This is a genomic window from Neisseria dentiae, assembly GCF_024580525.1.
Classification (GTDB): domain Bacteria; phylum Pseudomonadota; class Gammaproteobacteria; order Burkholderiales; family Neisseriaceae; genus Neisseria; species Neisseria dentiae_A.
On sequence record NZ_JANIKQ010000029.1, the window covers coordinates 1 to 19,603 of the forward strand.

The 19,603-nt window shown below is 56.0% G+C and carries 19 protein-coding genes and 2 pseudogenes; 9 read left to right on the forward strand and 12 right to left on the reverse strand.

Annotated features, from left to right (window positions below):
* The 3 genes from NQ012_RS12025 to cysG all read right to left on the reverse strand — a co-directional run.
* A partial coding sequence (locus NQ012_RS12025; protein ID WP_257067846.1) for a uroporphyrinogen-III C-methyltransferase occupies positions 1-1,079 on the reverse strand: 1,079 nt, incomplete at its 3' end.
* Positions 1,080-1,360: 281 nt separating this feature from the next.
* Positions 1,361-2,074, reverse strand: coding sequence for a uroporphyrinogen-III synthase (locus NQ012_RS12030; RefSeq protein WP_257067829.1), 714 nt, complete (start codon positions 2,072-2,074; stop codon positions 1,361-1,363).
* Positions 2,075-2,215: 141 nt separating this feature from the next.
* Complete coding sequence (cysG, locus tag NQ012_RS12035) at positions 2,216-3,619, reverse strand: siroheme synthase CysG (protein WP_257067830.1); 1,404 nt, start codon at positions 3,617-3,619, stop codon at positions 2,216-2,218.
* A 176-nt stretch (positions 3,620-3,795) separates the two neighbouring features.
* On the opposite strand from cysG, the gene NQ012_RS12040 reads away from it, so the two are divergent.
* Positions 3,796-4,443, forward strand: coding sequence for a fumarylacetoacetate hydrolase family protein (locus tag NQ012_RS12040; protein ID WP_257067831.1), 648 nt, complete (start codon positions 3,796-3,798; stop codon positions 4,441-4,443).
* Between the two features lie 261 nt (positions 4,444-4,704).
* Positions 4,705-6,693 carry a transketolase gene (gene tkt / locus NQ012_RS12045; protein ID WP_257067832.1) on the forward strand — a complete coding sequence of 663 codons (1,989 nt, stop codon included), beginning with the start codon at positions 4,705-4,707 and terminating at the stop codon, positions 6,691-6,693.
* 74 nt (positions 6,694-6,767) lie between these two features.
* On the opposite strand, the gene nusB is transcribed toward tkt, so the two are convergent.
* From nusB to NQ012_RS12070, 5 genes and pseudogenes are all read right to left on the reverse strand, one after another.
* Positions 6,768-7,193 carry a transcription antitermination factor NusB gene (gene nusB / locus NQ012_RS12050; protein WP_085366902.1) on the reverse strand — a complete coding sequence of 142 codons (426 nt, stop codon included), beginning with the start codon at positions 7,191-7,193 and terminating at the stop codon, positions 6,768-6,770.
* A 192-nt stretch (positions 7,194-7,385) separates the two neighbouring features.
* Positions 7,386-7,862: a 6,7-dimethyl-8-ribityllumazine synthase gene (gene ribH / locus NQ012_RS12055; RefSeq protein WP_257067833.1), complete on the reverse strand. Its 477-nt coding sequence runs from the start codon at positions 7,860-7,862 to the stop codon at positions 7,386-7,388.
* Positions 7,863-7,936: 74 nt separating this feature from the next.
* Positions 7,937-8,260 carry a DUF2185 domain-containing protein gene (locus NQ012_RS12060; protein ID WP_257067847.1) on the reverse strand — a complete coding sequence of 108 codons (324 nt, stop codon included), beginning with the start codon at positions 8,258-8,260 and terminating at the stop codon, positions 7,937-7,939.
* Between the two features lie 232 nt (positions 8,261-8,492).
* Positions 8,493-9,362 (reverse strand): DMT family transporter, encoded by an 870-nt coding sequence (locus NQ012_RS12065; RefSeq protein ID WP_257067834.1) that lies wholly within the window; start codon positions 9,360-9,362, stop codon positions 8,493-8,495.
* Between the two features lie 108 nt (positions 9,363-9,470).
* Positions 9,471-9,577: pseudogene (locus tag NQ012_RS12070) on the reverse strand (IS5/IS1182 family transposase); the annotation flags it as partial.
* Positions 9,578-9,657: 80 nt separating this feature from the next.
* Here NQ012_RS12070 and NQ012_RS12075 point away from each other — a divergent pair.
* From NQ012_RS12075 to aspA, 7 genes are all read left to right on the forward strand, one after another.
* Positions 9,658-10,443, forward strand: a complete 786-nt coding sequence (locus NQ012_RS12075) for an FKBP-type peptidyl-prolyl cis-trans isomerase (protein WP_257067835.1) — start codon at positions 9,658-9,660, stop codon at positions 10,441-10,443.
* A gap of 115 nt (positions 10,444-10,558) precedes the next feature.
* Entirely contained in the window at positions 10,559-11,248 is a 690-nt protein-coding gene (locus NQ012_RS12080) for an NAD-dependent deacylase (RefSeq protein WP_257067836.1), read from the forward strand.
* Positions 11,249-11,261: 13 nt separating this feature from the next.
* Positions 11,262-11,885, forward strand: coding sequence for a thermonuclease family protein (locus NQ012_RS12085; protein ID WP_257067837.1), 624 nt, complete (start codon positions 11,262-11,264; stop codon positions 11,883-11,885).
* A gap of 157 nt (positions 11,886-12,042) precedes the next feature.
* Positions 12,043-13,167 (forward strand): hypothetical protein, encoded by a 1,125-nt coding sequence (locus NQ012_RS12090; RefSeq protein ID WP_257067839.1) that lies wholly within the window; start codon positions 12,043-12,045, stop codon positions 13,165-13,167.
* Between the two features lie 166 nt (positions 13,168-13,333).
* Complete coding sequence (pssA, locus tag NQ012_RS12095; protein WP_257067840.1) at positions 13,334-14,089, forward strand: CDP-diacylglycerol--serine O-phosphatidyltransferase; 756 nt, start codon at positions 13,334-13,336, stop codon at positions 14,087-14,089.
* A 34-nt stretch (positions 14,090-14,123) separates the two neighbouring features.
* Positions 14,124-14,933: a sulfite exporter TauE/SafE family protein gene (locus NQ012_RS12100; protein ID WP_257067841.1), complete on the forward strand. Its 810-nt coding sequence runs from the start codon at positions 14,124-14,126 to the stop codon at positions 14,931-14,933.
* A 137-nt stretch (positions 14,934-15,070) separates the two neighbouring features.
* Positions 15,071-16,489, forward strand: a complete 1,419-nt coding sequence (aspA, locus tag NQ012_RS12105; protein WP_257067842.1) for an aspartate ammonia-lyase — start codon at positions 15,071-15,073, stop codon at positions 16,487-16,489.
* A 224-nt stretch (positions 16,490-16,713) separates the two neighbouring features.
* Here the strand turns inward: aspA and NQ012_RS12110 are convergent, their stop codons facing one another.
* The 4 genes and pseudogenes from NQ012_RS12110 to NQ012_RS12125 form a co-directional block, all read right to left on the reverse strand.
* Positions 16,714-16,857: a FeoB-associated Cys-rich membrane protein gene (locus NQ012_RS12110; RefSeq protein WP_257067843.1), complete on the reverse strand. Its 144-nt coding sequence runs from the start codon at positions 16,855-16,857 to the stop codon at positions 16,714-16,716.
* On the reverse strand, positions 16,857-18,734 hold the full coding sequence (gene feoB, locus NQ012_RS12115) for a ferrous iron transport protein B (RefSeq protein WP_257067844.1): 1,878 nt from the start codon (positions 18,732-18,734) through the stop codon (positions 16,857-16,859). The genes NQ012_RS12110 and feoB overlap by 1 nt, the downstream gene beginning before the upstream one ends.
* 83 nt (positions 18,735-18,817) lie before the next feature.
* Positions 18,818-19,090 carry a FeoA family protein gene (locus NQ012_RS12120; RefSeq protein ID WP_257067845.1) on the reverse strand — a complete coding sequence of 91 codons (273 nt, stop codon included), beginning with the start codon at positions 19,088-19,090 and terminating at the stop codon, positions 18,818-18,820.
* A gap of 380 nt (positions 19,091-19,470) precedes the next feature.
* A pseudogene (locus tag NQ012_RS12125) lies at positions 19,471-19,603 on the reverse strand (DNA polymerase III subunit chi); the annotation flags it as partial.

Sequence of the window (19,603 nt, forward strand, 5' to 3'; positions counted from 1 at the left end):
TCAGCTGGGTATAAGAGACAGCGGCTGGGGCGCACGGTTTCCTGATAATTGCGCACGGCGTTCAGGCTGCTTTTCAGCGCATCGTCGGCCACCGCACGCAAATCGAGTGCTTTCAAATCGCCCAGTTCGCGCAGCCATGATTGGGTGGCGGGCGAAGAGGCGTCGAAATACTGTTTTACGGCGGCTTCGGCGCTGTTCAAATCGTTGAGATACACTTCGCCGTTGTGTTGCAGCAGGGCGGTGCGTGCATCGAGCAGGCGCAGGCGCAGGTTTTCGCGCACGAAATAGGCTTGATCGGGCGCCATCAACATGGCGTCGTTATTGTTCAGGCGGCGCACTTCCACCATGCCTTTCAGGGCGGCGAGCGATTTCTGCCAGGCGTTTTCCCACCACGAAAGGTTGGCGGCGGGTGCGGCGGCGGCCTGCGGTGCGGTTTGGCCGGGTTTCAGGGTGCCGTCAACGGTGAGCAGCAGGCCGGCTACGGCGGCTTCCAAACGGTCGAGGCGCAGCGAGGTGGCCGAAACGTCGAGATAGGGGCGGTTTTTCAGTGCGGTTAAATCATTGGCTACGGCTTGTTTGATGGGCAGCAGTTCGGGGTGGTCGAAACGGCTCAGGCGGCTTTCGATGTTTTCAAGCACGGTAACGGCGGCGGGCACGTTGCCGGTGAGCAGCAGCTGCTGCGAAGCCAGGTTGAGCATGGTTTCTGTTTCATCAACCAGCCAGTCGGCACGGCCTTTGAGCAGCTCTTGGTAGGCGCGGTTGGCGGCGGCGATTTTGTCGGCGTTTTGTTTTTGGTTGCTGATAATCTGGTCTAACACTACCTGGCTTTCGTTTTGCCTGCGCAGGGCGTCTTGCAGCATGGAGGCGTTGCCCGATTCGCCCAGCGCGGCTTTGTCGATTTTTTGGTTGAAGTCCAGCTCTTGGGCTTTCAGAAGGTTTTGGCCCTGTACGAACAGAAAGCCGCCGGCGCCCAAAGCCAATACCGACAGGGCCAGCGCCACAACGGCAACGGCCCGGCCCGAAGACTGCTTGATTACCACGGGGGTAACGAGGGGCTGGGGGTTTTTCGATTCAGACATAAGAAGGTTTCCTGCGGGTTCGGGGTTGTTGGGTGCGGCGGCGGCAAAGCCTTTGGTGTTGTCGGAATATTTCGGAACTTTGGTTTTTTTGAGACTGCCGCTTTCGGTAGGTTCGCCGTTTGCGGTGTTTTCAGACGGCCTGACGGTGCCGTCTGAAGAAACCACCAGCAGTTGTTTCGACTGCTCCGGTGTGTTTTCGAGCGGGTGGTTTTCGGGGGTGTTTCCGTTGGGTTCGTTCATTCGTTGCTCCGTGAGGCGCATGGTTTAAAGCCTGTTGGCAATTAAATGGCAACAGACACGAGTGAATGCGGGTTTAACCGCTCGACCAGCTCGATTCGTTGCGCTCCGGCGCTGCGGAGGGCATCGGCGATGCGTGGGTGATGGGTGAAGTATAACAAGGTTCTTAAAACTTGGGTGATTCTATCCGGCGCCCGGGCGAACAGTTCGCGCACCATTTCGGCAGAAGTGATATAGGCGGCTTGGGGCTTTTCGGTTTCGAAAATTTGCCAATCCAAGGGCTTGGGCCGTCTGAAATAGACTTCTGCCGTGTTAACGGCAAAGCCGCGCCGGCGCAGTTCGCTTGCCAGCAGATTCCGACCGCCGTGGCCGCGGATAATCAGAACTTCCGCACCTGCGGGCAGGCTTTCCCACACCGGCAGCGCCAGCACGGCTTCGCTGTCGTTGCCGGTTTCGGGGCTGATAACGGGGTGGGGGCAGAATTTTGCCAAGGCGTTGCGGCTGGCTTGGCCGACGGTAATCTGCACGATGCGGCCGTTGGAAAAATCGATATGCGGGGCGGCGGTGCCGACTGCGCCGGGGCTGACCCAAAACACGGCTTGCGCAGCTTGGAATTGTGCGTTGAGGCGGAGCAGGGCGTGGTTGTCCGGCTCGAGGCTTATCGGGCTGAACGGCAGCGCGCGCCAGCCTGCGGCTTCGCAAGCGGCGATATCGGCGGCGGCTTGTGCTTCGGGGCGCACAATCAAAATAGTCGGCATGGTTTTTCAGACGGCCTAAACGGATTTTTGCAAAGGTTTCAGATGATATATCAAATGATATAAATGATATATCGGTTGAGGCCGTCTGAAAAACAGATATTTTTCAGACGGCCTCAACCGATAGATGAAAACCGGCGGTGTTCAGGCGGCTTGCTCGGGTTGGGTGGGGATCTCGCGGTCGCCATACCAGCGCAGGCTGCCGCGCAGGGATACGACTTCGCCGATAACCATCAGGGCGGGGCGTTCGGCTTGCGCAGCCATGGCGGGCAAATCTTTCAGACGGCCTGTCTGCACGCTTTGGTTGGGCAGGGTGCCGTTGGAAACTACGGCCACGGGGGTGTCGGCGCTGCGGCCGTGTTCGATGAGTTTGGCGGTGATGTCGGCGGCTTTGAGCGTGCCCATATACACCACCAGCGTTTGGTTGCTGAGCGCGAGTGTGCGCCAATCGGGTTCTTCGCCGTTGTGGCGGCAATGGCCGGTGATAAACAGCGCGCTTTGGGCAGAATCGCGGTGGGTGAGCGGAATGCCTGCATAGGCGGTGGCGCCCAGCGCGGCGGTTACGCCCGGCACGATGCGGTAGGGGATACCGGCTTCGGCCAGCACTTGCGCTTCTTCGCCGCCGCGTCCGAATACGAAGGGGTCGCCGCCTTTGAGGCGCACCACGCGCTTGCCTTCGTTGGCGTATTCCACCAGCAGGCGGTTGGTGGCTTCCTGCTGCACATGGTGCGCGCCCGCGCGTTTGCCGACGCTGATTTTATCGGCGTCTTTGCGCACCATCGCCATGATTTCGTCGGAAACCAGCGCGTCATACAGCACCACGTCGGCGGCCTGCATGGCCTGCAAGGCGTGCAGGGTTAACAGGCCGGCATCGCCCGGGCCTGCGCCCACCAGCACCACTTCGCCGCGGTTGGGCTGCCAATGGTTGAGCTGCGACTGCAATTCGGCTTCGGCGGCGGCTTGGTCGCCTTGTGCCGCAAAGGTGCTGAAACGGCCTGCAAACAGGGTTTCCCAAAAGCGGCGGCGTTCGGCCGTGCTGCCGATGGCCTGTTTTACGCGCGTGCGCCATGCGCCTGCGATGGCGGCCATTTTGCCGGTGTGCAGCGGCACCAGCGTTTCGATGGCCTGCCGCAACTGCCGTGCCAGCACGGGCGAAGTGCCGCCGCTGGACACGGCGATTTTAATCGGGCTGCGGTCAATCACGGCGGGCACGATAAACGAACACAAATCGAGGTTGTCGACGGTGTTGCAAAACTTGCCGCGCGCTTCGGCGGTTTGGAAAACCTGCCGGTTGAGTTCGTGGTCGTCGGTGGCGGCCACGGCCAGGAAAACGTCGTCTAAAAAGGCCGTCTGAAAAGTTTTGCCCAACCAGATAATGCGCTGCTGCCGCTGCCATTCTTCAAAGCGCGGGCTGAGTTTTTCTGCCGCCACCCGCACCTGCGCGCCCGCCGCCAGCAGGCTTTCGGCCTTGCGTTCGGCAATATGCCCCGCCCCCACCAGCAAAACGGCGCGGCAGTTTAAATCGGCAAAAATCGGATAGTGGCTCATGGTTGTGCTTTCTGTTTTATCGTGCGCGCATCATAAGGCCGTCTGAAAAGAAACCAAAGGAACGGTTTTTGCTTTGTTTATGGTGTTTCGTTATATGTGCTAGGTTGATGCATGAAAGCATGGCTGAGCCTATAATCGCGCTAGGGAGTGTAGTCAGAAACCACAAGGAAACCGCCATGACGCAGATTTATTTGGAAAACCAAGCCGTGCGTGTAAACAACATCTACTGCATCGGCCGCAATTATGTTGACCATATCGCCGAACTGAAAAACGAAACCCCGACCGAGCCGGTGGTGTTTATGAAGCCGAACAACAGCATTCTGCGCAGCGGCGGCACCATCAGGCTGCCTGCATACAGCGCTTCGGTGCATTACGAATGCGAGCTGGTTTTGCTGATCGGAAAAGATTCAGACGGCCTTGAAAGCAGTTTTGAAGATATCGTGGCCGGCTACGGTGTCGGCCTGGATTTAACCGCCCGCGACATCCAGAGCCGCCTGAAAGAAAAAGGGCTGCCGTGGACGAAAGCCAAAGGATTCCGAGGCGCGGCGTGCGTGTCGGATTTTGCGGCGGCCGGCCGGCTGGCGAACCCGCAAGACTGCACGTTCACGCTGGACATCAACGGAGCGCGCCGCCAGCAGGGGCAAACCGCATTGATGATTTATCCGATTGCCGCGGTTTTACAGGAGCTGGCCGCCACCTACGGCCTGAAGGCCGGCGATTTGGTGTTTACCGGCACACCCGCAGGCGTGGGCGAGCTGCATTCCGGCGACAAGGCAAAACTGGATTTGGGCGGGCTGGTGCAGGCCGAATTTACTGTGGCTTGAGCGGCCGCTTCTGCTTCCCGCTATAGTGAATCCACTTACTTCGTTACGGCGTTGCTGCGCCTTAGCTCAAAGAGAACGATTTTGTAAGCCGCTAAAGCGGCAACAGAATCGGTTCCGTACTATCTGTACTGTCTGTGGCTTGCTGCCTTGTACCGAAGTGTGGATTCACTATAGTACCCCGCCGCCGCATACCTTGAAAGCCCCCGCGAATCAGGCGATAATCGAAGCCGTTTTTACCCCCACATCAGAAAAGGTATCCAAATGGCTTCACAACTGGCAAACGCCATCCGTTTTTTATCTGCCGACGCGGTGCAGAAAGCCAATTCCGGCCACCCCGGTGCGCCGATGGGCATGGCCGAAATGGCCGAAGTTTTGTGGACGAAATTCTTAAACCACAACCCCGCCAACCCCAAGTTTTACAATCGCGACCGTTTCGTTTTATCCAACGGCCACGCTTCGATGATTCTTTACAGCCTGCTGCATCTCACCGGCTACAACGTTTCGATTGAAGATTTGAAAAACTTCCGCCAGCTGCACAGCAAAACCCCCGGCCACCCCGAATACGGCTACACCGACGGCGTGGAAACCACCACCGGCCCGCTGGGTCAGGGCATCGCCAACGCCGTGGGCATGGCGCTGGCCGAAAAAATTCTGGCGGCCGAATTCAACCAAGACGGCCTGAATATCGTTGATCACCACACCTATGTGTTTTTGGGCGACGGCTGCCTGATGGAAGGCGTGTCGCACGAAGCCTGCTCGCTGGCCGGCACGCTGGGCTTGGGCAAGCTGATTGTTTTGTACGACGACAACAACATCTCCATCGACGGTAAAGTGGACGGCTGGTTCACCGAAAACATTCCGCAACGCTTCGAAAGCTACGGCTGGCATGTGGTGCCGAACGTTAACGGCCACGACACCGCCGCCCTCGAAGCCGCCATCGGAGAAGCCAGGGCCGAAACCGGCAAGCCCTCCATCATCTGCTGCAAAACCCTCATCGGCAAAGGTGCGGCCACCAAAGAAGGCAGCCACAAAACCCACGGCGCACCGCTGGGCGCGGAAGAAATCGAAGCCACCCGCAAACATTTGGGCTGGCATTACGGCGCGTTTGAAATCCCGCAGGAAGTGTACGACGGCTGGAACGCCAAAGAAAAAGGCGCGAAGCTGGAAAACGGCTGGAACGCGCTGTTTGCCGAATATCAGGCCAAGTTTCCCGAAAAAGCCGCCGAATTCGTGCGCCGCATGAACCATGAACTGCCCGCCGGTTTCGACGCTTACGTTCAGACGGCCTTGAAAGAAGTGTGCGGCAAAGCCGAAAAAATCGCCACCCGCAAAGCCAGCCAAAACAGCATCGAAATTCTGGCCAAAGTGCTGCCCGAACTGGTGGGCGGCTCGGCGGATTTAACCCCGTCCAACCTTACCGACTGGTCAAACAGCGTATCGGTTACGCGCGAAAAAGGCGGCAACTACCTCCATTACGGCGTACGCGAGTTCGGCATGGCCGCCATCATGAACGGCATGGCGCTGCACGGCGGCGTGAAACCCTTCGGTGCCACCTTCCTGATGTTCAGCGAATACGCCCGCAACGCTCTGCGCATGGCCTCGCTGATGAAAATCAACCCGATATTCGTGTTTACCCACGACTCCATCGGCTTGGGCGAAGACGGCCCCACCCACCAGCCCGTAGAGCAAACCGCCACCCTGCGCCTGATTCCCAATATGGCCGTCTGGCGCCCCTGCGACACCGCCGAGAGCCTGGTGGCATGGGCCGAGGCAGCCAAAGCCGCAGACCACCCCAGCAGCCTGATTTTCAGCCGCCAAAACCTGCCGTTTATCCCGCGCAGCGACGAGCAGTTGGGCAACATCAAACGCGGCGGTTATGTAATCAGCGAAGCCAAAGAAGGCGCGGCGCAGGCGGTGGTTATCGCAACAGGCTCCGAAGTCGAGCTGGCGTTGAACGCGCAAACCGTGCTGGCCGGGCAGGGCGTGTTTGTGAATGTGGTGTCCATGCCTTCGACCAACGTGTTCGACCAGCAAGACGAAGCCTACCGCAACAGCGTGCTGCCGGCCGGTCTGCCGCGCATTGCCGTGGAAGCAGGCGTAACCGACGGCTGGTATAAATATACGGGCTTGGACGGCGCCGTGGTCGGCCTCGACCGCTTCGGCGAATCCGCCCCCGCCGAGCAGCTGTTCCAAGAATTCGGCTTTACCGTGAATAACGTGGTCAATACCGTGAAAGCGGTTTTGCAGTAAGCCTGTTTGGATAAACTTGAGGCCGTCTGAAAAGTTTCAGACAGCCTCAAGTTTGTTTTGGGTTTTGTGTTCCGTCAGCCGCGTTTGGGGTCGTTCGGGCGCAACTGTGCGGCGAGTTTGTCGAGAATGCCGTTGACAAACTTGTGGCCGTCGGTGCCGCCGAAGGTTTTGGTTACCTCGATGGCTTCATTGATAATCACGGGGTAGGGCGTTTCGGGCATGGCGGCAAGCTCGTGGCAGGCCATCAGCAGCACGGCGCGTTCGATGGGGCTGAGGTCGTTTTCGTCGCGGTCGAGCAGGGGGCGGATTTGCTGCATATATTCGCGCCGGTTGGCGTGTGCGCCGAAAAAGAGTGCGGTAAACAATTCGCCGTCGGCTTTTTTGAAATCGCTGCTTTCGCGGATGTTTTTGGCGGTTTCAGCGGCGGGGGCGTCGGTGAGCGCCGATTGGTAAAGTGCCTGCACGGTAAATTCGCGGGCACGGCGGCGGGGTGTTTTCATGGTGTTTCCTTGCGTTTTGCGGTAGGGTTTCAGACGGCCTAAACCAGTAATATATAGCTAATCCGCTTTAAAATAATTACAGCGTCGGCCCGCGTTGCCGTACTACCCGTACTGTTTGCAGCCCGCCGCCTCGTACTTATTTTAAATTGAATCAGCTATAAATTAATGCCGGTTTAGGCCGTCTGAACGTTATCAGGCTTCGTCGTCGAACTGCTCTTCCAGCAGCAGGTTCACGAGGTTGGCGCATTCCACAGCCACGATGGCGGCGTCGGCGGCTTTTTCTTCGATACGCGCGTGCGCCTGTTCGTCGTTTTCGGTGGTGAGGATGGCGTTGGCGATGGGGATGTTGTAGTCCAAGCCCACCCGGGTAACGCCGGCGCCGGATTCGTTGGCCACCAGCTCGAAATGGTAGGTTTCACCGCGGATAACGGCGCCGATGGCGATTAGTGCGTCATATTGTCGGGTGGCGGCCATGTTTTGCAGCACCAGCGGCACTTCGAGCGCGCCGGGAACGGTGGCGACGGTGATGTCGTCGGTGTGGACGCCGAGGGCGGTAAGTTTGTCGGTGCACACTTTGAGCATGGCGCTGCCGATTTCGTTGCTGAAACGGGCCTGTACGATGCCGATGCGCAGGTTGGTGCCGTCATGGTCGGGCTGGATGGTATTCATGGGGTTTTCCGTAGTTTGAGTGATAAACGATAGAGAAAATAGCTTTAGGGCGTGTAGTCGAGGCCGTCTGAAAACTAATCTTGCGGCTGCCAGTCGGCGGCGGGTCGGAATACACCGTTTTCGTCGGTTTCCCATGCCGTGCCGGCGGGCTGGGCGAGCCATTCGGTCACGGCGGGGTGGTTGCGGGTAACGTCGCTGATGTCGTATACGCCGAAATTTTCAGGGTTTGCGGCAAATTCGTCGGTTTCGTCGCCGCTGAAAAAGCGCCAGCCGCTGTCTTGCTCGAACACCGGCTCTTCGCGGTACATAAAACCGATGGGCGCGCCGCCTTCGCTCACGGCTTTGGAAACGATGCAGCGGCCGAGCGCGGCGGCGAGGGCGTTGGCAAGCAGGTTCATAGTTAAAACGGCCAAATAAAGGTTGCAAATGCGGTTATTTTACACGATTCGCCGCCCTTACGCATGGCGGTTTTCAGACTGCGAACTTAGGGTCTGTTGACATGACGCAACGGCGGTATTTTTGGTCAAAATCGCGCGTCTGCGGCGTTAAAAATGCTCGCAAGGTGTCCAACCTTGCTGCGCTTTTTTGCCTTGCATACGCGGTTTTTGTCTCAAAAAACCGCTGCGTTGGTCAATTGTCAACAGACCCTAGGTAAATCGCCGCCAGCGTTAAGGCTGCGCCGCCCCATTGCAGGCCGTTGATGGGTTTGTTTAGCCAAAAAAAGTCGATAAGCAGGGCCGCCACCGGCTCGCTCAGCAGCAGCAGGCCGGTTAACGACAGCGACAGCAGCGGAATCGCATAGGCAATCAGCCCCCACGCGAAGCACTGCATTACCGCGCCGTAAATCAGAATCAGGCCGACATCACGCAGGGTGGTGGGATAGAGGTTGCCGGAATCGAGCAGCAGCATGGGCAGCACCATCGCGGCCATGCCGCCGAGGCTGACCAGCAGCATCATCGGCAGCAACGGCGTGGCTTCGGTTTGATGGGTTTTGCGCACGAACACCATCGACAAAGCCAGCATCGCGCCCGACACAATCCCGCTCGCAAACCCCCAGCCTGCATTTTGGTTGTGGCCGAATTCGGGGCTGGCAATCAGCGCCACGCCCGCCACTGCCATTATCAGGCTTAACAATTGCATTTTGCCCAAACGTTCGCCGAAAAAGAAAAAGCCGATGGCCGAAAGAAAAAAGATTTGCAGGCTGTTGAGCAGGGTGGAAATACCGGGGCCGACGGCATAAATGCTCTCGTGCCACAAAGCCAGGTCGAAGCCGAGAAACGCGCCCGAAAGCAGGGCGTAGCGCAGCGCCTGCCGGCTTTTCGGCAGCTTTTGCTCGAAAAAGCGCGACAGCACCCAAAAAATCACCGCCGCCACCGCCAAGCGCCAAAAGGCGATGGCATACGCGCCCACCGGCACGAATTTCACAATCAGGCTGCCGAGGCCGAAAATCACACAGCCCACAATCAGCATGGGCGCCGCACGGCGGTTGGGTTTGCGCATTTTTGAATGCCTGCATAAAGAAAGGCTTAGGATTGTATAGCAGGCCGTCTGAAAAGAGAAGAAAGGCGGCTTGAGCTTTCTTAACACAAGGCCGTCTGAAACTGGTTATAGCGGATTAACTTTAAACTGATACCGCGTTGGCTCGCCTTGTCGTACTATTTGTACTGTCTGCGGCTCGCCGTCTTGTCTCAATTTAAATTTAATCCACTATATTTTTCAGACGGCCTTAATTCCACTTAACCCAAACTCCGCTATAATTCACGCTCCCGTTAATATGTTACTCAGGACGCACATAATGAATAAAATCTTGAAAACCGCCGTTTTGGCCGCTACCGCCGCATTGGCTCTGGCCGCCTGCAAACAGGAAGGTGGCGCGGCCGGTGCCGCATCCGGTGAAAAACCCGCTTCCGCAGCTTCCGCAGCAGCGGCGGGCGATTTCAGCAGCCCCGCCCAGCGCGCCAGCTACGCCATGGGCATGGACGTCGGCGCAACCTTGAAGCGCATGAAAGATCAGGGCACCGAAGTGGATCTGAAAGTGTTTAACGAAGCCGTGCAAACCATGCTCGACGGCAAAGAACCCAAGCTGAACGACCAGCAGGCGCAGGAAGTGCTGATGGCGTTTATGGCCGAGCAGCAGCAGAAAGCGCAAGCTAAAGCGGCTGAAGATGCCAAAGTCAATCTCGAAAAAGGCCAGGCTTTCCTGAAAGAAAACGGTGCCAAAGAAGGCGTGAAAACCACCGCTTCCGGCCTGCAATACAAAGTGAAAACCGAAGGCACGGGCGCGCAGCCCAAAGCCACCGATGTGGTAACCGTTGAATACGAAGGCCGCTTACCCGACGGCACGGTGTTCGACAGCAGTAAACAGCACGGCGGCACCGCCACCTTCCCGCTCAATCAAGTGATTAAAGGCTGGACGGAAGGCATCCAACTGATGAAAGAAGGCGGCGAATACACCCTGTTTATCCCCGCAGCGTTGGCCTACGGCGAAAATGCCGTGAGCGACAAAATCGGCCCGAATTCCACTTTGGTGTTCGATGTGAAGCTGTTGAAAGTAGAAAAAGCGCCCGCGCAAGGCAAATAAGCCGGGCAGTTGTGCAGGCCGTCTGAAAAAACCTTTTCAGACGGCCTGCTGTTTTTGCACGGAAGCGGCGGCGCGGCCCGAAGGTTTGCCGCTGCCGACAAAGGAGCAGATGTTGATGAAAAAATGCGTGATTCTAACCGGCGCGGGCATCAGCGCCGACAGCGGCCTGAACACGTTCCGCGATGCCGGCGGTTTGTGGGAGGGGCATAAAGTAACCGATGTGTGCACGCCCGAAGCCTTTGCGCGCAACCCGAAGCTGGTGCTCGATTTCTACAATATGCGCCGCAGGCAGGCCAACGAAGCGCAACCTAACGCCGCCCATCAGGCTTTGGTGCGGCTGGAAGCGCACTACCGCGTGCAAATTATCACCCAAAACGTCGATAACCTGCACGAGCGCGCGGGCAGCCGCCGCGTGCTGCACCTGCACGGCGAGCTGAACAAAGTGCGAAGCTGTGCCGACGAGCGCGAGGTTTTAGATTGGACGGGCGATCTGAACATCGGCCACACCGACGGCAAAGGCCGCCAGCTCAGGCCGCATATCGTGTGGTTCGGCGAAGAAGTACCGCTGTTTGCGCAGGCGGTGGAAGAAATGCGCGATGCCGACATCGTGGTGGTGGTGGGCACCTCGCTTCAGGTTTATCCCGCTGCTTCGCTGCTGCATTTCGCCCCGCCGCAGGCCGAATGTTTTCTGATCGACCCCAAACCGCAGCAGGCGGGCAGGGAGGTGGAAATCGTTGCGCAAAAAGCCAAAGACGGCGTGCCCGCGCTGGTGGACGAATTAATCCGCCGGGCATCCGCCACTTAATTGTAGAAAATTCATGAAAAACATTACATTACCGCTCTTGATTGCGCTGCTGCCGCTTGGCGCGCCCGCGCAGGCAGACGTTTTGGCGCAATGGCTGGAGCAGGGCAGCAAGGCGGCGCAGCAGGCCGGCCGGATTTGGTCGCAGGTGCGCGCCGACAAGCAATACACGGGCCGCGTAACCGCCGTTGCCGACGGCGACACGCTGCGCGTTACCGACAGCCACGGAGCCAAACATAAAATCCGCCTGGCCTATATCGATGCGCCCGAATTGCAGCAGGCGCACGGCCGTTCGGCGCAGCAGGCTTTGAGCGCCGAGGCGTTGGGGCAAACCGTGAGTGTGGAAGTGTTTGAAACCGACCGCTACAAGCGCGAAGTGGCCAAAGTGAGCATTAACGGCAGGGATTTGAACCTGAGTCAGATCGGGCAGGGCCATGCGTGGCATTATGTGTCGATTGCCAAACGCAGGCAGAACAAAGCCGATTATGCCGCTTATGCTTATGCCGAAGCCAAAGCCCGGCAGTCGGCTGCGGGGCTGTGGCGCGGCAAAAATGTCCAAGCGCCGTGGGATTTCCGCAGGCAGGAGCGCGAAAAGCAAAACCCGAATGCGGGCAGTGGTGGGCAACAGGGTTGGATGTAGAAAATTCTAGTGTTTTGTTTACAGATTATTTGGGGATTTTTGAGAGTGACCATGAGTGCCGAATTGGTATGCAATAAATTTTGTAGTTAATTGACTATTTATTTTGTAGTTGATACAATATTCAAAATTTTTTAAAACCTTTTTAAGGAGTAAAAAAATGGTTACATTAACCACACTTTTTGATAAGGCAATGAAAAAACGAAAAAAATCCATTGGTACACAAGCTAATGGAGATAAAGTTCCGCGCGTTCCGACCTCAATCAGACTGTCAGAGCAAGCACACGAATTTTATGTACAGCAAGCACAAGCGCTATGTACAACTCCATCTGCATTAATAAATCAGGTTTTAAACGTATTTGCGGCAAACGCAGATGACATCCCTCTGCATGACCGCAGAAAAGAAATGGAGTCTCGTTTACTGAAACTATTTGATGCCCAGAAGATGGCACTGACTGATATATTGACATTTTTTAATATGTTGCACGAGAAGCATGGACGTTCTCCATTAAAACTTGATGATTTGGATTCAATGTCAACTTATATTGATGATTTGATTTTGAGAGAGATTGCAGAGTTTTTTAGTTGGTCATTGCGCTGGCTACAAGGCAAATCGGATTACATCAATGATGGCTGTAATGGCTGGACATGGTATAAGAATCAACATGGTATCAACAACCGTCTCATCGAGCTGGTAAAAGAATATGGCAATGTCAGAGTAGAATTTTTCTGTTCGGATTTCTATCCCATATCACAAGCATATGTAGATAAACAGGATGAAAGGGAGCCACTCTACGTTGGTGCTATCATTGAATATGACAAAAAATTGCCGAATGAAACAATTATAACGACAAGACAGTGCTTGCAAATCGAGCGCTGGAATTACTGGCGGTTACGACACCACTATAAACAGTTTGCCTTGTTTTGTAGCCATTTGGCTTACTTAACGGGAAAAGTGCAGGTGAATGGGTATATATTGCCTGAAGCTGTTATCCAAGATCTCAAAGCGGCTAAAATTCATCCAATTGATGTTGTTTTGCAGCCAGGTTGGAAAAGTTGGCCGATTCACAACTACGCATCTTTTGAGTCATCCATCCTCTATGAAACGGAAGAAATACAAAACATCTTTGAAGATTACTGTGAAAACAAATACTATCAAAGTATGTTGACTAGTGGCTTAGTATCTGAGCAAACATTTAAAATGAAGCCGATTGAAGTCGGTGACAATGCCGCATCTCTTTGTCATCAAACTTGTATGGCTAATGACGACAATAGACAGTTTTAGATAACAAGGTGTTTTTGTAAAGGTTTCGGTATCAGTCGTTTGACAGAGCAGGTTTGCATGAAAACCCGCCCCGCCTGCCAAAGGCCGTCTGAAACACACCGCACGGGGCTTGCGGTATAATCCATACAAACCACATAACAGGCCGCACGGCTGTTACGGAAAAACGATGACGACACCACAAAACCCCACGCCGCGCTTCAGGGCGCTGCTGCGGCAGAACAGTATTTACCTGCTGCCCAATTCTTTCACCATCGCCGCGCTGTTCGCCGCGTTTTTCGCCATCACGCAGGCCATGCACGGGCGTTACGAAACGGCGGCAATCGCCGTGTTTGTTTCGATGCTGCTCGACGGTATGGACGGCCGGGTGGCACGCTGGACCAACAGCCAGAGTGCCTTCGGCGAGCAGCTCGACAGTTTGGCCGATATGGTCAGCTTCGGCGTCGCCCCCGCCCTAATCGCCTATAAATGGCAGCTTTGGCAGTTCGGCAAAATCGGCTATTCGGTGGCGTTTATCTATTGCGCCTGCGCCGCGTTGCGTTTGGCGCTGTTCAACACATTAATCGGCAAGGTGGACAAACGCTGGTTTATCGGCATTCCCAGCCCGACGGCGGCGGCGCTGATCGTGGGCATGATTTGGGTGAACCACAGTTACGAGCGGTTTCCGCATGTGGCGTGGGTGTGCCTGATTATCACGCTGTTTGCTGGGCTTTCGATGGTGGTGCAGATTCCGTTTTGGAGCTTCAAAGAAATCAACGTGCGCCGCAAAGTGCCGTTTTTCGTGATGATTGTGTTTATGCTGGTGTTGGCGGTGGCGGCGTGGGAGCCTTCGCTGGTGCTGTTTCTGTTTTTCTTGGGATACAGCCTGTCGGGTTATGTGATGTTTGTTTGGCGGTGGTTAAAAAAGCGCAAGAAGGCCGTCTGAAAAACGTTTGGAAATTTGAGAAGAAGAATAAACCATGTTGGACATACAGTTGGTGTCGGTTATGCTGGCGGTGGGCGCGTTTGCGGGCTTTATCGCGGGGCTGCTCGGCGTGGGCGGCGGCATGATTATCGTGCCGGTGGTGCTGTGGGTGTTGCAGATGCAGGGTTTGGACAATATCCCGCACGCGCAGCATTTGGCGGTGGGCACGTCGTTTGCGATTATGGTGTTCACCACGTTTTCGAGCGTGATGGCGCAAAACCGCAAAGGTGCGGTGGATTGGCAGGTGGTGCGGCGCATGGTGCCGGGCATGATTGCCGGCGTGCTGATCGGTTCGTTTCTGGCCAAACACATTTCCAACACGGCTTTGCAGGTTTTCTTTATTGTGTTCACCGTTTTGGTGGCGCTGAAAACCCTGGCCGATGCCAAACCCAAGCCTTCGCGTTCGCTGCCCGGTTTGGCGGGTTTGAACGGCGTGGGCACGCTGTTCGGCATTGCTTCGAGCTGGGTGGGCATAGGCGGCGGCTCGCTGTCGGTGCCGTTTCTGATGTATTGCAACGTACCGGTGCACCGCGCCGTGGGCACGTCGGCAGGGCTGGCGTGGCCGATTGCGGTGGCGGGTGCGGCAGGTTATCTTTATTCGGGCTGGAATGTGGGCGGCCTGCCGGAAGGCTCGTTCGGGTTTTGGTATCTGCCGGCGGTGGTGGTGTTGAGCGTGGCGACGGTGGTGTTTGCACCGATCGGCGTGAAAACCGCCCACAAACTGCCGCCCGAAAAGTTGAAGCTGGCGTTCGGGCTGCTGCTGCTGGCGATTGCGGGCAGAATGTTGTGGCGTTTGCTGGCATAAGGGCTTGAAATAGGATTGGAAAGGCCGTCTGAAACCGTTCAGACGGCCTTTTTATGCCCGTAAAATGATAGAATAAGCGGAACGGCCATGGGGCCGGAAGCGGCTGTAAATTTTGAAAAACAACGGAGAATGTAAAGATGAAAAAACGCATCGAAACCGATTTGCTCGGCGAGCGCAAAATTCCGAATGAAGTGTATTGGGGCATACACACTTTGCGGGCGAAAGAAAACTTCAATATTTCCACCCAAAGAATTTCCGACATTCCCGAGTTGGTGCGCGGCATGGTGATGGTGAAAAAAGCCGCCGCCCGCGCCAACGGCTATTTGGGCGTGATTGCCATGGAAACCGCCCAAGCCATCGAAGCCGCCTGCAACGAGGTGCTCGAAAAAGGCCGCTGCCTCGACCAGTTTCCTTCCGACGTGTATCAGGGCGGGGCGGGCACTTCGGTAAACATGAACACCAACGAAGTGATTGCCAACCTGGCGCTGGAGGCTTTGGGTTATGAAAAAGGCCGCTACGACATCATCAACCCCAACGACCATGTTAACGCCAGCCAATCCACCAACGATGCCTACCCCACCGGTTTGCGCATTGCCGTGTATAACAGCATCGGCGTGCTGCTGACGAAAATAGGCCGTCTGAAACAGGCGTTTGAGCAGAAGGCCGAAGAATTTCAAGGTATTCTGAAAATGGGGCGCACGCAGTTACAGGATGCGGTGCCGATGACGGTGGGGCAGGAATTCACCGCCTTTGCCGTGCTGCTCGAAGAAGAAGAGCGCAACCTGCTGCGCACCGCCGAGTTGCTGCTGGAAGTCAATCTCGGCGCAACCGCCATCGGCACGGGCGTTAACACGCCCGAAGGCTACGCCCATCTGGCGGTGGCGAAGCTGGCCGAAGTGAGCGGCCTGCCCTGCACGCCGGCGCACAACCTGATTGAGGCCACTTCGGACTGCGGCGATTATGTGATGGTGCACGGCGCATTAAAGCGCACGGCGGTGAAACTGTCGAAAATCTGTAACGACCTGCGCCTGCTCTCGTCCGGCCCGCGCGCAGGGCTGAACGAAATCAACCTGCCCGAAATGCAGGCCGGCTCTTCGATTATGCCCGCCAAAGTCAACCCCGTGATTCCCGAAGTGGTCAACCAGGTGTGTTTCAAAGTAATCGGCAACGACACCGCCGTTACCTTTGCCGCCGAAGCCGGGCAGTTGCAGCTGAACGTGATGGAACCCGTAATCGGCCAATGCCTGTTTGAAAGCATTTCGCTTTTGAGCAACGCCTGCACCAACCTTGCCGAAAAATGTGTGGAAGGCATCACCGCCAACCGCGAAGTATGCGAACAATATGTGTTCAATTCGATCGGGCTGGTAACTTACCTGAACCCGTTTATCGGCCACCACAACGGCGATCTGGTGGGTAAAATCTGTGCCAAAACCGGCAAGAGCGTGCGCGAAGTGGTGCTGGAAAAAGGCTTGTTGAGTGCGGAAGAGTTGGATGATATTTTATCGCCGCAAAACCTGATGAAGCCGCAATACAAGGCGAAGCGGTTTAAATCTTGAATATTGTTTGATTGGCAGATATTTAAAAAACCTTGAGGCCGTCTGAAAACTTTTCAGACGGCCTCAAGGTTTTTTTGCAAAGGTTTTTGGCTATATAGTCAATCAACTTAAGAAAAATTGCGTGCTTCATACCCGGGCAAGCCCGAGTATGACGGAGCGGTTGCTAAGCAAGCGGTTTAATTATAAGCAAAGGCTTCCGGTTTGTTGATAAACCCTGCTTTAAGCTAATGGCAGCCGCCCTTACTGCCGCCGCAGCGGTCGCAACCGCCGCACGTAGAATTGCTGTTTTTGGGTTTGAACACAAACTTGCGCAGCATATACAGCACGCACAAAGCCACAATGATGCCGACGATAATATATTGTTCCATCACAAAATCCTCGAGCTGATTTGATAAACCAAGAAGGCCGCCAGATAAGCCAGCACAAACAGAAACGCGGTGATCGCCCAAGTGTGGCGGGCCGATTTGGTTTCGCGCCGGATAACAGCCAAAGTTGCCAGGCACATCGGCGCATAGATATACCAAGCCAAAAAGGCAAACGCCGTCGGCAGGCCCCAGTTGCTGCTCACAATCGGAATCAGGGCGTTTTGCACCGCATCTTCCGAACCGGCGCCCACGGCATAAACCGTGCCCAAAGCGGCCACCACCACTTCGCGGGCGGCGATGCCGGGAATCATGGCGATACACATCTGCCAAGTGAAGCCCAACGGCGCGAACAGCGGCTCGATCAAATGGCCGATGGTGCCGGCGAAGCTGTAATCAATGGCCGCGCCCGTTGCGTCCGCGGGCGGGGCGGGAAAGCTCACCAGTGCCCACAACACCACGCTTAAGGCGAAAATCACCGTGCCGGCGCGTTTTAAAAACGCTTTTACACGGTCCCACAGGCTCGTGATGATGTGTTTGAAGTTGGGCATACGGAAAGTGGGCAACTCCATCAGCAGCGGAAACTGGCGGATGCCGGACTGTTTGCGGGCGAAGCGTTTCATCACGAAAGCCGTCAGTGCCGCCGAGGCGATGCCCGCCGCGTACAGGGCGAATAGGGTTAAGCCCTGCAGGTTAAACACGCCCCACATGGTTTGCTGCGGAATCACGGCGGCGATAATCAGCGCATAAACCGGCAGCCGTGCCGAACAGGTGAGCATGGGCGCAATCAGAATCGTTACCAAACGTTCGCGCGGGTCTTGAATGGTGCGGGCCGACATCACGGCAGGCACGGCGCAGGCGAAGCTGGAAAGCAGCGGAATGAAAGAGCGGCCGGAAAGCCCGCTTTTCGAGAGCAGGTTGTCGAGCAGAAAAGCCGCGCGCGGCAGATAGCCCGAATCTTCGAGCAGCAGGATAAACGCAAACAGAATGGTAATCTGTGGCAGAAACACCAACACGCTGCCCATGCCGGCAATCACGCCGTTCACAATCAAATCCTGCAATACGCCGGCAGGCATCACGGCTGCCACCCACTCGCCCAATGCACCGAAACCGGCTTCGATGGCATCCATCAGCGGTGCCGACCACGAATAAACGGCTTGGAACACCAATAACAAAACCGCCATCAAGATCACAAAGCCCCAAACAGGGTGCAGCACCAGCGAATCCAAACGGCGGTGCCATTCGGGCAGCTTCATTTCGGTGCGCACTACTTGGCGCAGAATATCTTCCACCTGCCCATATAACGCATTACTGTCGAGATTGTTGAGCAGGCGTTCGGCAGCCTCCATATCCACAGGCTTATCCAGGCGGCGCGGCAGTTTCGCAACCGCCTCGCGCACACCGCGAATGCCGTCTTTGTTCACCGCCACGGTTTCCAGCACCGGCACGCCCAGCAGCTTGCTGAGTTTGGCCGCGTCGATTTGCAGGCCGCGCGAACGGGCGACATCGCTTAAGTTGAGCGACACCGCCATCGGCAGCCCCAGCATTTTCAGCTCCAGCATCATGCGCAGGGTCATACGCAGGTTGGTGGCATCGGCCACGGCGATAATCGCATCGGGTTGCCGGCCAAGCTTGCCCAGCACCATATCGCGCGCCACCGCTTCGTCGGGGCTGGTGGTGCGCAGGCTGTAAGTACCGGGCAGGTCGATAATGTGGATGGAAGCATCGTCGATAAACACGCCTTCGCGCTTATCAACCGTTACGCCCGCATAGTTGGCCACTTTGGCGTTGGAACCGGTTAACCCGTTGAATAAAACGGTTTTACCGCAGTTGGGTGCGCCCAAAAGCGCGAAATAACTTAAAGAGACGGCATCGGCACGCATATCGTTATCCTTTTGCAGATTGCTTTCCCACTTGTTCAGACGGCCTTGGCAAACACAGGGAGCAGAGGCCGTCTGAAAGCAGTTTAGAAATGTTCCGTTACCACGCGGCACATGATTTTGGCCGCTTCCGGTGCACGCAGGGCGAATTGCGACTGGTTGCCCAAGCGCACGGCAAACGGCCCTTTGCCGAGCGCCCCCACGGCAACCACCACCAGCGGCATACCGTTGGAGAAACCCAAATCGGCCAAGCGGCGGCCGACCAAGTCGTCCAACTCGCCGAACGCGGTTTGCGGCCGGATGGAATCAATGTGGGCATAAGTGCCTTTGCTTAGGGAAGAGAGCGGAACAGCAGACATAAGGAACCTACTTTCTTTCTTGATGGTTAAACAATCGGAAAGCGGTAAGACAGGTAAATAAAATGTGTTTGGTAGTGGTATTGGTTTTTATTTACTTTCAAGTAGATGTTAATACTTTTTAGGCAAATACTCAATTCTGCCTGTTAACCTATGAATAATAGTTCCGGATTTATTGACCTAAATCAGGAACGGGGAGGCGAGCGGGGAGAATTGGGTTTGGGGTGTCGAAAGGCCGAGACCTTTGCGGAGAAAAGTACATACGTCGTACTCGGGCTTGACCCGAGCAGCTTTTTGTTACGGAGAAAACGGGGGATACTCGGGTCAAGCCCGAGTATGACGGAACGGTTACTAAATCATTGATTTGATTATATTTGCGGGAATTAAGCCTTGCCCTGCATATTGTGATGCTCGATTTCAAAGCCTTGTTTGCGGTAGGCTTTGAAACGTTCGCGGGCGTCGGCCAGCTCTTCCAAACCGGTGCCGACGATTTCCAGCACGCGGGCGGGTGGGGAG

Excerpts from the sequence above, each read along its gene's own strand:
- NQ012_RS12030 (WP_257067829.1), bottom strand. The coding sequence starts at position 2,074 with ATGCCGACTATTTTGATTGTGCGCCCCGAAGCACAAGCCGCCGCCGAT.
- cysG (WP_257067830.1), bottom strand. The coding sequence starts at position 3,619 with ATGAGCCACTATCCGATTTTTGCCGATTTAAACTGCCGCGCCGTTTTG.
- NQ012_RS12040 (WP_257067831.1), top strand. The coding sequence starts at position 3,796 with ATGACGCAGATTTATTTGGAAAACCAAGCCGTGCGTGTAAACAACATC.
- tkt (WP_257067832.1), top strand. The coding sequence starts at position 4,705 with ATGGCTTCACAACTGGCAAACGCCATCCGTTTTTTATCTGCCGACGCG.
- nusB (WP_085366902.1), bottom strand. The coding sequence starts at position 7,193 with ATGAAAACACCCCGCCGCCGTGCCCGCGAATTTACCGTGCAGGCACTT.
- ribH (WP_257067833.1), bottom strand. The coding sequence starts at position 7,862 with ATGAATACCATCCAGCCCGACCATGACGGCACCAACCTGCGCATCGGC.
- NQ012_RS12060 (WP_257067847.1), bottom strand. The coding sequence starts at position 8,260 with ATGAACCTGCTTGCCAACGCCCTCGCCGCCGCGCTCGGCCGCTGCATC.
- NQ012_RS12065 (WP_257067834.1), bottom strand. The coding sequence starts at position 9,362 with ATGCGCAAACCCAACCGCCGTGCGGCGCCCATGCTGATTGTGGGCTGT.
- NQ012_RS12075 (WP_257067835.1), top strand. The coding sequence starts at position 9,658 with ATGAATAAAATCTTGAAAACCGCCGTTTTGGCCGCTACCGCCGCATTG.
- NQ012_RS12080 (WP_257067836.1), top strand. The coding sequence starts at position 10,559 with ATGAAAAAATGCGTGATTCTAACCGGCGCGGGCATCAGCGCCGACAGC.
- NQ012_RS12085 (WP_257067837.1), top strand. The coding sequence starts at position 11,262 with ATGAAAAACATTACATTACCGCTCTTGATTGCGCTGCTGCCGCTTGGC.
- NQ012_RS12090 (WP_257067839.1), top strand. The coding sequence starts at position 12,043 with ATGGTTACATTAACCACACTTTTTGATAAGGCAATGAAAAAACGAAAA.
- pssA (WP_257067840.1), top strand. The coding sequence starts at position 13,334 with ATGACGACACCACAAAACCCCACGCCGCGCTTCAGGGCGCTGCTGCGG.
- NQ012_RS12100 (WP_257067841.1), top strand. The coding sequence starts at position 14,124 with ATGTTGGACATACAGTTGGTGTCGGTTATGCTGGCGGTGGGCGCGTTT.
- aspA (WP_257067842.1), top strand. The coding sequence starts at position 15,071 with ATGAAAAAACGCATCGAAACCGATTTGCTCGGCGAGCGCAAAATTCCG.
- NQ012_RS12110 (WP_257067843.1), bottom strand. The coding sequence starts at position 16,857 with ATGGAACAATATATTATCGTCGGCATCATTGTGGCTTTGTGCGTGCTG.
- feoB (WP_257067844.1), bottom strand. The coding sequence starts at position 18,734 with ATGCGTGCCGATGCCGTCTCTTTAAGTTATTTCGCGCTTTTGGGCGCA.
- NQ012_RS12120 (WP_257067845.1), bottom strand. The coding sequence starts at position 19,090 with ATGTCTGCTGTTCCGCTCTCTTCCCTAAGCAAAGGCACTTATGCCCAC.